This window comes from Pseudomonas sp. GNP014 (genome assembly GCF_054344005.1).
This window is the reverse complement of sequence record NZ_JBTGUS010000001.1, coordinates 1,340,001-1,355,218: the sequence shown is the minus strand read 5'-3', so window position 1 is coordinate 1,355,218 and position 15,218 is coordinate 1,340,001. Positions and strand designations below refer to the sequence as shown.

The window sequence follows — 15,218 nt, the reverse complement described above, 5'->3', positions numbered from 1 at the left end:
GCGGCCGTCGCGTTTACCTGCACCGTACCGGTGACGATCTCGTCGTCGCACCGCATACTTGCCCGCAGTTGGCTATGCTGCTGACAGCATGACGCTGGTTCATTTCCGAGGGATGCTCAATGTTTTACGTGCAACGCGATGCGCAAGGTCAGTTGATTCGCGTGGAAGCCGCGGCCTACGCCGAGGCCACGGAAACGCTGCCGGCCGACCACCATGAAATCCAGGCGTGGTACGCCAACGAAGCGGTGGAAAACAGCCTCAAACAGCTCAAGCAGAGCGACTTTGAAATGATTCGGGTACTCGACGACCTGATTCAGGTGCTGACCCAGAAAGGCGTGATCCGCGTCACCGACCTGCCGCCGGCAGCCCAGGCCAAACTGATGGACCGGACCCAGGCGCGTGAAGCATTGGGCGGGTTGAGTCAGTTGATCGATGAGGATGAGGGCGGGTTGATCTGATCCCCCCGTAATCAAAAGCCTACCCTCACCCCGAGGGAGAGGGGGCCGACCAAGGTGTCAGGCGTATACATCGACCTGAGAAATCGAGTCGATTACGAATTCAGCGGACACCGTTCACGTCGGCGTCTCCCCCAATCAGTCCCCTCTCCCTCTGGGAGAGGGCTAGGCTGAGGGCGGGTTTGCAATGACTCACCGCCAAGGCTTCGGCTCACCCAACAACTGTCCCTGCACCCCATACAAGCCCATCTCGCGAATCACTGACAACTCCCCTTCAGTCTCCACCCGCTCGGCAATCAACGGCAGGTCGATGCTGTGCGCCGCGCTCTGGATCGCCTCGATAAACAGGCGCTTGTCGCTCTCCTGATCGATCGCGCGAATGTAACTGCCATCAATCTTCAGGTACGCCAGCCCCAGCCGCGCCAGGTTGCCGATCATGCTGAAACGCCCGCCGAAACGTTGCAGGCTCAGGGAGAAGCCAAGTTCCCGCAGACGTCGGGTCAACTGTTCCAGCACGGCTTGTTCGGGCAACTGTTCTTCACCGATTTCCAGGGTCAGCCGCTCGCCCAGATTGGAATGTGCGCGCAGAATCTCGAACACTTTATTCAAGGCCTGCGGGTCGCCCAGGGTCGCTGAAGACAGGTTCAGTGCCAGCGAGTCTTCATGCGTCTTCATCTGCTCGAGCACGCGCTCAAGCATCAAGCGGTCCAGCCGCGCCGCCCAGCCGAAGCGCTCAAGCCAGGGCAGAAAGCGGCCGGCGGGGATGGTCTGGCCCTGGTCATCGAGCAGGCGCGACAGCACCTTGTAATGCAACACCAGTTGCGTGTCCTGCGCGGCCACCACCGGTTGGAAATACAGTTCGAAGCGCTGCTGACTCAAGGCCTGATCGAGCAAGCGATGCCAGGCGTGGTGATCGTCGCCGACATCCGCCACCAGGCTCTGGTCGATACACGCCCAGTTCTGCTCGCCCTGCCCTTCGGCCTGCGCCAGCGCCTGATCGCCGAGGGTCAGCACCGCTTGCGGTGAATCGCCGTGAGCGAACGGGGCGAGGCCGATAGAGGCCACGGCCGGCACATCGGTGGCGCCAGTGGCGTGCAGGCTGCTCAAGGCACTGTCGAGGTTCTGCGCCAGTTGCAGCGCTTCTTCGCGCACCAGCCCCGGTGCCAGCACGGCGAATTCGCCACCGCGAATGCGAGTGACGAGGTTCTGGGTTTCCGGGTATCTGGCGCACTCGCGGGACAGTTGTTCGCCAACAGCTTTCAACAGTTCATCGGTGCGCTGCCCGCCCAGTCGCTGGTTGAGTCCGGCCAGATCCTTGACCCGCAACAACAGCAGATAACCGGAACTGGCCTGCTCCGGGTTGCTCACCCGGTTATGCAGCTGCATCTCGAAATAACGTCGGTTGGCCAGCCCCGTGAGGTTGTCCTGATACGACTCGGCGCGCAGCTTTTCACTGCGTTCGGCCTGCTCCTGGAACAGTGCTTTAAGCTTCTCGACCATCTGGTTCATCGCCTGCACCACCCGTCGCAGTTCAGGGGTGCGCGGCAGTTCCGGCAGGCTGAGGAATTCGCGGCGGGCGATGGCGTGGGACTGCTGGACCATATAATCCAGCGGTTTCAATTGCCGGCGCAGCAGCAACGCGCCGAGCACCGCACTCACCGCGCCACAGATCAGCAGCCAACCCAGACTGCCCAGCGCGCTCTGCCACAGCTTGGCCACGGCGAACATCGGGTGGCTGACCACCTCGACCCGCGCCGCCTGCTCCCAGCCACGGCTGACCAGCGCATCGCCACCGGCCGGTTCCAGGCCGATCAGTTTGACGAACCAGTCCGGCACATTGGTAACGGCCGGTATGCCACTGCGCTCGACGATGGTCTTGTCGGTCTTCAGATCAACCACGCGGATGCTCGCGTAGTAACCGCTGTCGAAAATCGAGCTGACCAGCAGCTCGACCATCGCCGGGTCGTCGATATTCGGTGTCAGCGACAACGCCAGCGCCGTGGCGGCGTCCTGGGCGTGGGAGCGCAACTGATTGACGTACTGGGTGCGCGAGCTCTCCAGACTGACCATGAAGCTGCCGGTGAAGGCGACCACCAGGAACAGACAGATAGCGATCAACAGCTGTTTGAACAAAGACATCTGAGCGCGTGCTCCTAGTTAGTCGTCTCGACCGGAAAACCTTCGGCCTGCATTTTCTTCAGCACATCCTGCCAGCGCGACAGGCGTTTGGTGTCACCCACCTTCTTGTTGCCCTTGGCGCCCGGCAGGTACAGACCTTCGGCATTGAAAGAGTAGACCGGCAACAGGTCGGTTCGCTGGGACGCCGGCTGGATCGGATCGATCAAGCTGTCGAGCACCAGCGGCATGGCGTCGGGGGTGGCATAGTACGTCAGCACCATGTGCGCGCGATTCTGGCGCAGTGCCTTGACGTAAGTGATGCGCAGCTTGTCACTGGAAACGCCGAGATGGCGCAGGCTGAAATACTTGGCGATCGCATAGTCTTCGCAGTCGCCGGCGCCCTTCCATAAGGCTTCGATCGGTGTCTCCCAATAATCGACCTCGTGCCACAGGTCGATGTCTTCTACATAACGCACCTGTTTGTTGAAAAACAGGTTCACCACCTTGAGCTTTTCCATCTCGCTGACCTGTTTCTGCGTGGCCAGCAGGTTTTGCCAGGCGTCGATCCGCTGCTGTCCGGCGCCCAGCGGCCCGTACAGCGCCGTGGCTTTGCGGCTGATCGCGGAAAAATCCCAATCGGCATGCAGGCCGCCCAGCATGACGCCGGCCAGCAGCAGTGCGCAGCCTAGCCAGCGCAGTGTCCGGGGGATTGCGAAACGTACCGCCACAGCAGGTTTCCAGAGAGCAGGGAGGAAAGCGTTTGATGGTGAAGCTTAGCCCGGCAAAAAACAATGGCACCATGAGATCATCGCCGGCACGCTAAACTTCACCAATGACAGGGTTCCTCTATGCGGTTTGACATCCGGTAGAGCAATCACTAGTGTCATTTGGATCCAAATTAAGTCGACAGACAGGGTGCGTAGTCGTGACACAGAAGCCCAAACCACTGCAGAGCATCAAAGTCGATGGGCCGATCCCCGCGCACCTGGCCCGCTCGATCATCGAAGAAACCCTGCGCGCCGCCATCCTCGATGGGCGCCTGCCCTGCGGCACCGCCCTGCGCCAGCAGGATCTGGCCGATCTGTTCGGCGTCAGCCGCATGCCCGTGCGCGAAGCCTTGCGCCAGCTCGAAGCGCAGGAATTGCTGAGTGTCACCGCCCACAAAGGCGCAGTGGTAGCCCCACTGATCCAGGGCGACGCGACCGAAACCTACGAGTTGCGAATCCTCCTCGAAACCGCCGCATTGCGGCAGTCGATTCCGCGACTGAGCGCCGCCGACTGCCAACGCGCGGCCGGTTATATCGAAGAACTCGAAGCCCAGCACGATTACACCGAAATCGGTCGGCTCAACCGGTTGTTCCACATGGCGCTGTATAGCAAGGCCCCAAACCGCCGCCTGTTGCGTCTGGTGGAAGACGGCCTCAACGAAGAAGAGCGTTTCCTGCGTTTCAATCTGGAAGCGATGGGTCTGGGCAAACTGTCCCAGGAAGACCATCGCCAGTTGCTCGAAGCGGCGCAGGATCGCAATGTCGAGCTCTCGGTAAAACTGCTCGAGCAGCATCTCAACCGCGGTGTCGAGGTCATTACCCGCTACCTCGCCAGCCCCGCCGCACAAAACCGCAAAGTCGTGCGCTGAATCCGCAACGCCGGGATCAGGCCCCGTGCCTGCCCGGCGAATAACCCGCTTACAAATCCCCGCCCCGATCTGCTGCGCAGCCGCTGGCAAACCCCTGCCTTACCTCTACCCTCCGTGCGCCGGTCAGCCTGACTCGGTGGTGAAACGGTAATAGCCGTCGCGCTGATTTACCCTCACTCTTGAACGGCCAACCCCATAAAGAACGGGCGACGCACCGCATCGTCGGCGCCGTCCCCGCACCAGGAACCTACGGAAGGAGCCTTGTCACGGGAAAAAGGAAGTCCAGGCGCCGGTCCCGGCCAATTTCCGCCCCTTTAAATCAATCAATTCATTTCATTAAGAAAGTTGCTTCGAGTGAGGCATTCACTCTTGTTAATCAATTTTGGCCAATATTGACCGAAAGGAGCAACTACGCCCAAATAAAACTTCAGCCAAAAGTTTTATTGGCACTGCTCATACTTGAAAAACAGCAAACTTAAAATAATTAAAAATACACTTGTTAAATACTTTCCCGGTGTATTAGTTTTTCTTCGCCGAGTTTGAACTTCGGCACTCACCCCGGAGTGTCGCCCCAATTCATAAGGGCGGCTCACCGGGACCAGCGCTAAAACCGTAGATAACGCCTGACGCTTATTCACCGGCAATTGTGGCTTCGCCCGACATCCAGGAAACAACTAACTGCGACGCTATTGATTGCACAGTTGAAAGAGACGTTGCATTTCATATCAATGATAAAGGACATCATGATGCCCACTAAGAACCAACTCGCCCTGAAGAAAGCCGAACTCAGTATTCACCCGATCTTTTCCGAGATCACTTCACTGTCGGTCTTGCGTCGTTTCATGGAAACCCATGTCTTTGCCGTGTGGGACTTCATGTCACTGACCAAGCGCCTGCAGCAGGAACTGACTTGCACGCGCTTGCCCTGGCTACCGCCGCGTGACCCTCACGCGGCGCGGCTGATCAACGAAATCGTCCTCGGCGAAGAATCGGACGATCGCCTGGCCGAAGGTCACTACAGCCACTTCGAGTTGTACCTGGATGCGATGCGCGAAATCGGCGCGAGCACCACGGCGGTGGAGCGCTTCGTCGCGCTGCAGCAGGAAGGCGTGAGCTACGACATCGCGCTGCAAAGCGTCGCGGTCGACCCGGCCGCCGCGCAGTTTGTTCGCGACACCCTGCGCACCGCCTTGCATGCACCGGGGTACAGTGTCGCGGCGGCGTTTCTGCATGGTCGCGAAAGCGTTATCCCGACCATGTTCCAGCGCATCCTCGACGACTGGGGCATCGGTATCGAGCAGGCGCCGACCTTTCGCTATTACCTGGAACGGCACATCGAAGTCGACTCCGAGGATCACGGCCCGGCGGCCGAGCAGTTGCTGGAACGTCTGGTCGATGGCGATCCTCAGCGTGAGGCCGAGGTCTACGCCAGTGCCATCGCTGCCGTGGAAAGCCGCATCGCCCTGTGGGACGGCCTGCGCCTGAGCATGCGCGAGCCGTTGGCGGAGGTGGCCCAATGAACGCCGCTGATTACCAATCCTTCGCCGACGCCTGGGAGAGTCGCGCGACCATTCGCACCCGTCCGCGCCGTGTGCTGGAAAACGACGAGCGTCTGATCTATCCGCTCAGCCGCCAGCCGCTGGTGCTCAGCGAAACCTTTCTGCGTGAATGCCCGCAGCAGCGCGATTTCGCCCTGGTGCAGACGCTGTACAAATTCATCAACGACGTGGTGATTTTCGAAACCGAAATCGTCGACAAGACCGCGCGCAGTATCGCCAAGAATCGCTTTGCCGTGGGCTTTCCTTTCGCCTGTCGCTACGACGCGATGACCGTGGTGGTCGACGAGGATTACCACGCTCTGGTGGCGATGGATTTCATGCAGCAAACGGTGGCCATGACCGGCATCGAACCGATTCAGCTGCCCGATGAAATCGAGCTGAGCCGGGCGATTCCTGCCGCCGTCGCACTGGCGCCGGAGCACTTGCGCAGCGCCGTGGAACTGATCTGCGTGGCCATCGCCGAAAACACCGTGACCGGCGATGTCGCCGCGTTCGCCCGCGATGACACGGTCAAGCCGTCGATCAAGGGACTGATGGCCGATCACCTGCTCGACGAGGGCCGTCATTCGAGTTTCTGGGCGCGGATGGTGCGCATCTATTGGCACACCGCCAGCGCGGCGGATCGCGACGTCATCGCGCAGATCCTGCCGGTATTTATCGGCCATTACCTGACCAATGACATCCAGAAATCCTTCGACCTGCGCCTGATCAATGCGCTGCCAGTCAACGAGGCCACACGACGCTCGCTCAGGGACGAAATGGCCGGACTGGCATTCCCGATCAATCGCCACCATCCGTTGGTGGGCAACATCGTCAAGTTCTTCCACAACAGCTCGCTGCTCGACACGCCTTGCGTGCAGCACGCCCTGCGCGACTACCTGGTTTGATGAGGAGGCCGACATGAAACGTCTCGACATTTTGCTGATGGGCGCCAGTCAGGCCATGACCGACCTGGCGCTGGAACTCGAACAACACGGTCATACCTTGCAGCGCAGCGGGGCCACGCACTCGAAGGTGGATTTGATCATCGACGATGGCTTTATTGCCGCCGGCGACTTTTGCCGCATCCCGCACCTGCATCTGCGTTTGGGTGTCGGTGCACAGAGCCGGTCAGGTCTGCCGACACTCGACCTGCTGTGCTTTCTCGGCTCGACGCTGATCAGCCGTGTGCCGATTGGCGACGAGCCGTCCGGCAACGGTCAGGCACTGCGCCAGCGCGTGCTGGCGCAGGTGGTGGACGAAGTCGCGCTGCTGGTCAGCCGTTTCTCCCGTGACGCCGACTATCTGAAGGACGTTGCCTCTGTGAGCGCACCGGATTTCGAACGTCTGGAGAACCTGCTGTTTCTCGACAGCCTGGCGTACGTCCATCGACTCAACGACACGGCCAATCCGGCGTTGCTGGCGCAAGCGCGGATGCCGGTGATCGAGCGTCTGCAACACAGCCTGATCAAGCATGCCGATCGGCCGGCGCTGCACCTCGCCGAACAGTCGATCAGCTACCGCCAGTTGCACACCCACGCCCAAGCGATCCAGCAGCGATTGCAGCCACTGCTCGCCGCGCATCCGCAACCATGGATCGTCGGCATCTGTCTGTCGAAAAGTCCGGCGTTGTTCGCCTCGATTCTGGCGACGCTGGGCAGCGGCGCGGTGTACTTGCCGCTGGAGCCGAGACATCCGTTGCAGCGTCAGCAATACATTCTGCAGAACGCCGGCGCCGTGTTGTTGCTGCATGACGGCGAGCATCCGCTCAGCGAAACCATGGCCGGGCTGGATGTCAGCCAGATCGACACGGCGCACGTTGATCAGCACCTGCCGTTGATGCGCCAGCGCCCGGCACTCGACGCACCGTGCATGGCCTTGTACACCTCAGGCACCACCGGGCATCCGAAGGGTGTACTGCTGAGCCAGGCCAACCTCGCCCACTTCACCGCGTGGTACGCCGATTACGTGCAACTGCGGGCCGAAAGCCGGGTGCTGCAGTTCTCCTCGCTGAGTTTCGATTCGTCGCTGATCGACATCTTCCCGACCCTGCTCGAAGGTGCCGAACTGGTAGTACCCGACGACACGCAACGGCGTGATCCGCTGCAACTGGTGGCACTGATCCGGCGCCGCCAACTGACCCACGCCTTCCTGCCGCCGGCCCTGCTGAGCATCCTGCCGCTCGAGCAACTGGAGGGCGTGCAAGTGATGACCGGCGGCGATGTCTGCGAGCCGTTCGTCATCGAGCAACTGACCCGCCAGGGCACCTTGCACAACCTCTACGGCCCCACCGAAGCCACGGTGTTGATCACCGCGCGGCAGCTCAGAACTGGCGACAGCAACCGCACCCTCGGCGCGCCGATCGCCAACAGTCAGGTGCTGATTCTCGATGACGAACTGCAGCCGGTGCCGGAGAACACGGTCGGCGAGTTGTTCATCGTCGGCCCCGGCGTCTGCCTCGGTTATCTGAACAATCCACAGCAGACCGCCGAGCGTTATCTACAGCTGGACCTACCGGATGGCACTCAACTGCGCGCCTATCGCAGCGGCGATATGGCCAAGTGGGGCGCGCACGGCATCGAACTGTGCGGGCGCCGCGACAATCAGGTGAAGATCCGTGGTTTTCGGGTCGAGCCGGAAGAGATCGAACGCTGCCTGCGCGAGAGCCAGTTGTACCGACAGATCGCGGTGGTGATCGACAGCCAGCGGCGGATTCTGGCGTTCCTCGCCCAGCCGCAATCGGAGGTTGCTCGTGAAGCGCTGAAAGCTCACGCGCAACAATTCCTCCCGGACTACATGCAACCGGTGGCGTGGACGGAACTGCCAGGCATGCCCTTCGCCAGTAACGGCAAGGTTGATCGCAAAGCCTTGCTGGAGCTGCCGGTGAGCGTGCAGGACGGCGGCCCGAAATGCCTGCCGGCAAACGCCGACGAAGCCTTGCTGCTGGAGATCTGGGCAGAGTTGTTGGAGCTGCCCACCGGTGACATTTCCACCGACGAGAGTTTCTTCAACCTCGGTGGCCACTCGATTCTGTTGTCGCGGATGTTGCTGCGTTTGCGTGAAGAGTTTGGCCGCAGCATTTCGATCAATCGCTTCATTGAACTGCCAACGATCAGCAAACTCGCCACACTGGTGCGCGGTACCGATGACAGCGCCGTGCTCAGCGCCCAAGCCATGGCCGACGCCGAGCGACCGCTGGATATCGAGCCGTTGCCGATCAGCCGCATGGGCGATGTGCATAAGGTCATCGTTACCGGCGCCAACAGTTTTGTCGGCGTACACATCGTCGAAGCACTGCTGGGTTGGGGGGCCAGCGAAGTCGCATGCCTGGTGCGCGACGGCGGCGGGCAAACGGCGGCGCAACGCTTTGCCCATGCCTTGCGCGAGAACCGTCTCGATCATCTGGACCTGAGTCGGGTACGGGTTTACGCGGCCGACATCACCCGACCGCAACTGGGCCTGGCTGAAGCGGATTATCAGCGCCTGGATCGCGAATTCGGCGCGCTCGTGCACAACGCCGCCAACGTCAATCACGTGCTTGATTACGAGTCGCTGGCAGCAGACAACGTCGAGCCGGTTTTCCAGTTGCTGCGCCTGTGCGAAGGGCAGAGCAAAAAAGTCTTCAACTTTGTTTCGACGCTCTCGGCGTCCAGCACCGTCGATGACGCGGGTCAGGTCCTGGAGCTGCCCGCAGCGCCGACGCCACCGATCTACATTCGCAACGGCTACAACCTGTCGAAGTGGGTGGGCGAACGCATCCTAGAACGGGCGCGCGAACGCGGTGTGCGGATCAATCTGTATCGCCCCGGAAACATCAGCTTCAACAGCTTGAGCGGCGTCTGTCAGCCGCATAAAAACCGTTTGATGCTGATGCTCAAGGGGTCGATCCAGCTCGGTCAGGTACCCGCCTTTGCGCTGAATTTCGACCTGATGCCGGTGGACTTTCTCGCCCGCTTCATCGCCTTCCACGCCAGCCGTTATTGCGCCGAACGCGCGGTGTTCAACCTGCACAACCCCGAGCCACTGAGTTGGGACGCCTACGTCGCTTCGTTCCGCGAAACCGGCAGCGAGTTCTCGCTGGTCAGCGTCGCCGACTGGCAACAGCAACTGAGCCGGGTCGATGCCGACAACGCGCTGTTCGGCGTGCTCGGTTTTTACCTCAACGGTTTCGAGGAAGACATTGGCGACATCTCCCTGATCGGCCACGCCAATGCTGAGGCCGGCGTGCAGCAGATGGGCGCGCACTACCCGGAAAAATCCCCGGCGCTGCTGCGCCGCGGCTGCGATTACCTGAAAGAAATCAACTTCATCTGATCCATCAACAAGGAGCTACACCATGAGCACTCTGCAACCCGACACCCTGATCAAAAACCCCCACGGCTGCCACGTTGTATCGTCGGTGGAAGTGCCGGCAGACGCCACGCAGGTCTGGGCTGTGGTCGGCGACTTTGGCGGTTTCGAGCGGTTTATTCCGGCGCTGTCGCACATCGAAATGACTGGCGAAGGCGTGGCTTCGCTGCGCAAGAAATTCTTCAAGGATGGCAACGTGGTGGTCGAGCAACTCAACTCCCGCGATGAGCAGGCGCGGAGCATGACCTGGACGACGATCTACAACACCCTGGGCGTGGCCAATCTATGGGCGGCGATGAATGTGGAATCGCTGGGGGCGGAAAAGCGCGGGCGACCTGGACGATCATTGCCGAGCCGGCCAGCGGCGGTGAGGAGGCGCTACCGGGGTTCAAGGACTTTGTGCAGGGGTTTGCCGATGATGCAATGGGGAATGTGCTGAAGCTGTTTGTTTAAGGCTTTGCACAGGCGGTGAGTGAACCACCGCTTTCGCTGGCAAGCCAGCCCCCACAGGATTCGAGTCGTTCACACATATTGTGTTCGCCAAAAATCCTGTGGGAGCGGGCTTGCCCGCGATTGAACGATAACGCGGTCTGACGGGTGGTCAGATCTTGAAACTGTCGACCAACTGCTTCAACCGGTTGGCCTGCTGCGACAACGCATCACAATCCTTCAACGTCTCGTTGAGGTTGGCCACGCTCTGCTGGTTCAACAGGTTGATCTGATTGACGTCAACGTTGAGGGTCTCCACCACAGCCGTCTGCTCCTCGGTCGCGGCGGCCACCGACTGGTTCATGCCGTCGATTTCACCGATACGCTGGGTCACGCTGACCAGACGCAAGCCGGCCTGGTTGGCCACCTCAACACTCTGCTCGCTGGATGCCTGACTGGCATTCATGGTGGTCACCGCTTCACGGGAGCCGACCTGCAGCGACGTGATCATCTTGTGGATTTCTTCTGCCGACTCCTGGGTGCGATGGGCAAGGTTGCGCACCTCGTCCGCCACCACCGCAAAACCACGGCCAGCCTCACCGGCCCGCGCGGCTTCGATAGCCGCGTTGAGTGCCAGCAGGTTGGTCTGCTGCGAAATGCCTTTGATCACATCGAGAATGTGGCCGATGTTGTCGGTGCTGGCGTTCAGGGTTTCGATCTGCGTGCACGACAGGCTGATTTTCTGCGACAGCTCGGTCATCGCCTGAATGGTCTGCTCCACCACCTGACGACCGTCATCGGCCTGTTCGCTGGCGCCGCTGGCGTGCTGCGAAGCATCGGCCGCGTTGCGGGCGATTTCCTGGGTGGCGGCGCCCAACTGGTTGATCGCGGCAGCGACGCTGTTGGTGCGCGCACTTTGTTCGTCGGAACCGACAATGGACGCATTGGACGACGCCATTACCCGCTGCGACAGGTCGTGTACGTGACGGGTTGCCGACGACACTTCGGAAATCGACGCGTGAATCCGTTCAACGAACTGGTTGAACGCACTGCCCAGTTCGCCAAATTCGTCTTTGCTCTCAACCACCAGACGACGGGTCAGATCGCCTTCGCCCTGAGCGATGTCCTGCATTGCGCGACCCATGGTGGTCAACGGACGCATCAACACATTGATCAACAGGCTCAACAGCAGTGCAATCGCGGCCACCGCCACAAACATTGCGATCAGTGCCGAGGTACGGAACTGACTGAGGGCTGCGTAGGCTTTATCGTGATCAATCGACAGACCGATGTACCACTGCGCATTCGGCAGGTCGCTGACCGGGGTGAACGACAGGATGCGTTCCTGACCGTTGAGCACCACGTTCTGATTGCCCTTCTCGATGCGCACACCGGCATTCGGGTAGATGTCTTTCAGGTTTTTCATCACCTGATCTTTATCCGGGCTGACGATTACCTGACCGTCGGCGCTGACCAGGAACGCGTGACCGAGGCCACCGAAGTCCACCGAGTTGATGATCTTTACCAGGGTTTCCAGGCTCAAGTCACCACCGACCACACCGAGCAATTCGCCGTTCTTTTTTACCGGCATGGCGATGGTCACCACCAGACCACCGACAGCGGCCATGTACGGCGGCGTCAGCATGGTTTTATCGGCGGCGACGGCTTGCTTGTACCAAGGGCGCTGACGCGGATCGTAACCGTCCGGCATCTTCGCGTCAGGGCGTTGGGTGAATACACCATTGGCCTGGCCGACGTAGGTGAACTGGAAGTTGGAGGTGAAGGCCGGCTGATCGACCAGACCGGGGAAGTCAGCGTCCTTGCCCTGGTGGGCGACGTTTTGCGCAAGGTTTTCCAATACCAGAATCCGCCCGCTCATCCAGTTCTGCACGCTGCTGGCAGTCAGGTCACCCGCCTGCTGTACGGAGGACTGGAGGTTCTGGCGAATGGTGTTTCGCTGCAGATAGTCGTTGTAGAGGGTGAACAGAGCGAACGCCAGGACCACGACGCCCGAAGCGGCCAACAGGATTTTATGGCTGAACTTGAGATTCATTTCATGGGACTTCTTATGCCAAAAGTGGGGATGCGTTCCGGATGCAACATTCCATGTACAGAGCAGGCAGCGTTCTTCTTGGCCGCTCTACTTTGGTGCACGCATGTCTCACCAGTCTTTCGGCACGGTTCAGAGAAATCTTAGGGTTGTATGGGAAATGGACGGCATTTAGGTCAGATTCCCGCCGAACGGCGCACTAGAGCGTTTGCCGCACCTTGCGATGAGCGTTGACCGGGCGACAATTGAACATTCTTTGATCGCCTGATCTTGGCAGGCTCTTAAACGACAAAACCCCTGTCTGCGTTAGCAGACAGGGGTTCTGAAATTTAATCTTGACGATGACCTACTCTCACATGGGGAAACCCCACACTACCATCGGCGATGCATCGTTTCACTTCTGAGTTCGGGATGGGATCAGGTGGTTCCAACGCTCTATGGTCGTCAAGAAATTCTGCATCTGGCCCGTCAACACGGTAAACGAGCCAGCAAAATTAGGTACTTCTACTAAAACAAAACCCCAACTGCTTTCGCAATTGGGGTTTCGGAATTTAATCTTGACGATGACCTACTCTCACATGGGGAAACCCCACACTACCATCGGCGATGCATCGTTTCACTTCTGAGTTCGGGATGGGATCAGGTGGTTCCAACGCTCTATGGTCGTCAAGAAATTCGGGTACTGACTCGCGACCATCTGGCCTCGCTTCAGCAAATCGGGTATGTGATACAGGTGTCTTGTGAGCAGCGCGAACTTTCGGTTCGTTTCGTCTTCACACACCGCAATCTGCTCTCTTCGACGCAAATTGCTTGGGTGTTATATGGTCAAGCCTCACGGGCAATTAGTATTGGTTAGCTCAACGCCTCACAGCGCTTACACACCCAACCTATCAACGTCGTAGTCTTCGACGGCCCTTCAGGGAACTCAAGGTTCCAGTGAGATCTCATCTTGAGGCAAGTTTCCCGCTTAGATGCTTTCAGCGGTTATCTTTCCCGAACATAGCTACCCGGCAATGCCACTGGCGTGACAACCGGAACACCAGAGGTTCGTCCACTCCGGTCCTCTCGTACTAGGAGCAGCCCCTCTCAAATCTCAAACGTCCACGGCAGATAGGGACCGAACTGTCTCACGACGTTCTAAACCCAGCTCGCGTACCACTTTAAATGGCGAACAGCCATACCCTTGGGACCGGCTTCAGCCCCAGGATGTGATGAGCCGACATCGAGGTGCCAAACACCGCCGTCGATATGAACTCTTGGGCGGTATCAGCCTGTTATCCCCGGAGTACCTTTTATCCGTTGAGCGATGGCCCTTCCATACAGAACCACCGGATCACTAAGACCTACTTTCGTACCTGCTCGACGTGTCTGTCTCGCAGTCAAGCGCGCTTTTGCCTTTATACTCTACGACCGATTTCCGACCGGTCTGAGCGCACCTTCGTACTCCTCCGTTACTCTTTAGGAGGAGACCGCCCCAGTCAAACTACCCACCATACACTGTCCTCGATCCGGATAACGGACCTGAGTTAGAACCTCAAAGTTGCCAGGGTGGTATTTCAAGGATGGCTCCACGCGAACTGGCGTCCACGCTTCAAAGCCTCCCACCTATCCTACACAAGCAAATTCAAAGTCCAGTGCAAAGCTATAGTAAAGGTTCACGGGGTCTTTCCGTCTAGCCGCGGATACACTGCATCTTCACAGCGATTTCAATTTCACTGAGTCTCGGGTGGAGACAGCGCCGCCATCGTTACGCCATTCGTGCAGGTCGGAACTTACCCGACAAGGAATTTCGCTACCTTAGGACCGTTATAGTTACGGCCGCCGTTTACCGGGGCTTCGATCAAGAGCTTCGCGTTAGCTAACCCCATCAATTAACCTTCCGGCACCGGGCAGGCGTCACACCCTATACGTCCACTTTCGTGTTTGCAGAGTGCTGTGTTTTTAATAAACAGTCGCAGCGGCCTGGTATCTTCGACCGGCATGAGCTTACGGAGCAAGTCCTTCACCCTCACCGGCGCACCTTCTCCCGAAGTTACGGTGCCATTTTGCCTAGTTCCTTCACCCGAGTTCTCTCAAGCGCCTTGGTATTCTCTACCCAACCACCTGTGTCGGTTTGGGGTACGGTTCCTGGTTATCTGAAGCTTAGAAGCTTTTCTTGGAAGCATGGCATCAACCACTTCGTCACCTGAAAGGTAACTCGTCATCAGCTCTCGGCCTTAAGATCCCGGATTTACCTAAGATCTCAGCCTACCACCTTAAACTTGGACAACCAACGCCAAGCTGGCCTAGCCTTCTCCGTCCCTCCATCGCAATAACCAGAAGTACAGGAATATTAACCTGTTTTCCATCGACTACGCTTTTCAGCCTCGCCTTAGGGACCGACTAACCCTGCGTCGATTAACGTTGCGCAGGAAACCTTGGTCTTTCGGCGTGGGTGTTTTTCACACCCATTGTCGTTACTCATGTCAGCATTCGCACTTCTGATACCTCCAGCAAGCTTCTCAACTCACCTTCACAGGCTTACAGAACGCTCCTCTACCGCATCACCCGAAGGTGATACCCGTAGCTTCGGTGTATGGTTTGAGCCCCGTTACATCTTCCGCGCAGGCCGACTCGACTAGTGAGCTATTACGCTTTCTTTA

General features: G+C 59.1%; 8 protein-coding genes, 3 rRNA genes and 1 pseudogene (1 of these 12 only partly in view). 6 read left to right on the top strand and 6 right to left on the bottom strand.

Features of this window, described 5'->3' with window-relative positions; genetic code table 11:
- The first annotated feature begins 119 nt into the window (after nucleotides 1–119).
- Nucleotides 120–458, top strand: a complete 339-nt coding sequence (locus ACXX9E_RS06310; RefSeq protein ID WP_038369138.1) for a hypothetical protein — start codon at nucleotides 120–122, stop codon at nucleotides 456–458.
- A 189-nt stretch (nucleotides 459–647) separates the two neighbouring features.
- Here the strand turns inward: ACXX9E_RS06310 and lapD are convergent, their stop codons facing one another.
- Both lapD and lapG read right to left on the bottom strand, forming a co-directional pair.
- Entirely contained in the window at nucleotides 648–2,594 is a 1,947-nt protein-coding gene (lapD, locus tag ACXX9E_RS06305; RefSeq protein ID WP_458555173.1) for a cyclic di-GMP receptor LapD, read from the bottom strand.
- 14 nt (nucleotides 2,595–2,608) lie between these two features.
- Nucleotides 2,609–3,301 (bottom strand): cysteine protease LapG, encoded by a 693-nt coding sequence (gene lapG / locus ACXX9E_RS06300; RefSeq protein ID WP_064117407.1) that lies wholly within the window; start codon nucleotides 3,299–3,301, stop codon nucleotides 2,609–2,611.
- 197 nt (nucleotides 3,302–3,498) lie between these two features.
- On the opposite strand from lapG, the gene ACXX9E_RS06295 reads away from it, so the two are divergent.
- The 5 genes and pseudogenes from ACXX9E_RS06295 to ACXX9E_RS06275 all read left to right on the top strand — a co-directional run bounded on the left by ACXX9E_RS06295 (nucleotide 3,499) and on the right by ACXX9E_RS06275 (nucleotide 10,550).
- Nucleotides 3,499–4,209, top strand: a complete 711-nt coding sequence (locus ACXX9E_RS06295) for a GntR family transcriptional regulator (RefSeq protein WP_458555172.1) — start codon at nucleotides 3,499–3,501, stop codon at nucleotides 4,207–4,209.
- A 743-nt stretch (nucleotides 4,210–4,952) separates the two neighbouring features.
- On the top strand, nucleotides 4,953–5,729 hold the full coding sequence (locus ACXX9E_RS06290) for a DUF3050 domain-containing protein (RefSeq protein WP_458555171.1): 777 nt from the start codon (nucleotides 4,953–4,955) through the stop codon (nucleotides 5,727–5,729).
- Entirely contained in the window at nucleotides 5,726–6,655 is a 930-nt protein-coding gene (locus ACXX9E_RS06285) for a diiron oxygenase (protein WP_458555170.1), read from the top strand. The genes ACXX9E_RS06290 and ACXX9E_RS06285 overlap by 4 nt, the downstream gene beginning before the upstream one ends.
- A gap of 13 nt (nucleotides 6,656–6,668) precedes the next feature.
- A complete protein-coding gene (locus tag ACXX9E_RS06280; protein WP_458555169.1) occupies nucleotides 6,669–10,061 on the top strand; it encodes an amino acid adenylation domain-containing protein in 3,393 nt (1,130 codons plus the stop codon).
- Between the two features lie 22 nt (nucleotides 10,062–10,083).
- Nucleotides 10,084–10,550, top strand: a pseudogene (locus ACXX9E_RS06275) (SRPBCC family protein).
- Nucleotides 10,551–10,698: 148 nt separating this feature from the next.
- On the opposite strand, the gene ACXX9E_RS06270 reads toward ACXX9E_RS06275, so the two are convergent.
- The 4 genes from ACXX9E_RS06270 to ACXX9E_RS06255 form a co-directional block, all read right to left on the bottom strand.
- Complete coding sequence (locus ACXX9E_RS06270; protein WP_123470324.1) at nucleotides 10,699–12,579, bottom strand: methyl-accepting chemotaxis protein; 1,881 nt, start codon at nucleotides 12,577–12,579, stop codon at nucleotides 10,699–10,701.
- 330 nt (nucleotides 12,580–12,909) lie between these two features.
- Nucleotides 12,910–13,025: ribosomal RNA gene (rrf, locus tag ACXX9E_RS06265) — 5S ribosomal RNA — on the bottom strand.
- A 106-nt stretch (nucleotides 13,026–13,131) separates the two neighbouring features.
- A 5S ribosomal RNA gene (gene rrf, locus ACXX9E_RS06260) occupies nucleotides 13,132–13,247 on the bottom strand.
- Nucleotides 13,248–13,397: 150 nt separating this feature from the next.
- Nucleotides 13,398–15,218, bottom strand: a 23S ribosomal RNA gene (locus ACXX9E_RS06255); it runs 1,073 nt beyond the window's last position.

Bases quoted from the DNA above. Each gene is read 5' to 3' on its own strand.
- ACXX9E_RS06310 (WP_038369138.1), top strand. From the start codon at position 120: ATGTTTTACGTGCAACGCGATGCGCAAGGTCAGTTGATTCGCGTGGAA.
- lapD (WP_458555173.1), bottom strand. From the start codon at position 2,594: ATGTCTTTGTTCAAACAGCTGTTGATCGCTATCTGTCTGTTCCTGGTG.
- ACXX9E_RS06290 (WP_458555171.1), top strand. From the start codon at position 4,953: ATGATGCCCACTAAGAACCAACTCGCCCTGAAGAAAGCCGAACTCAGT.
- ACXX9E_RS06285 (WP_458555170.1), top strand. From the start codon at position 5,726: ATGAACGCCGCTGATTACCAATCCTTCGCCGACGCCTGGGAGAGTCGC.
- ACXX9E_RS06280 (WP_458555169.1), top strand. From the start codon at position 6,669: ATGAAACGTCTCGACATTTTGCTGATGGGCGCCAGTCAGGCCATGACC.
- ACXX9E_RS06270 (WP_123470324.1), bottom strand. From the start codon at position 12,579: ATGAATCTCAAGTTCAGCCATAAAATCCTGTTGGCCGCTTCGGGCGTC.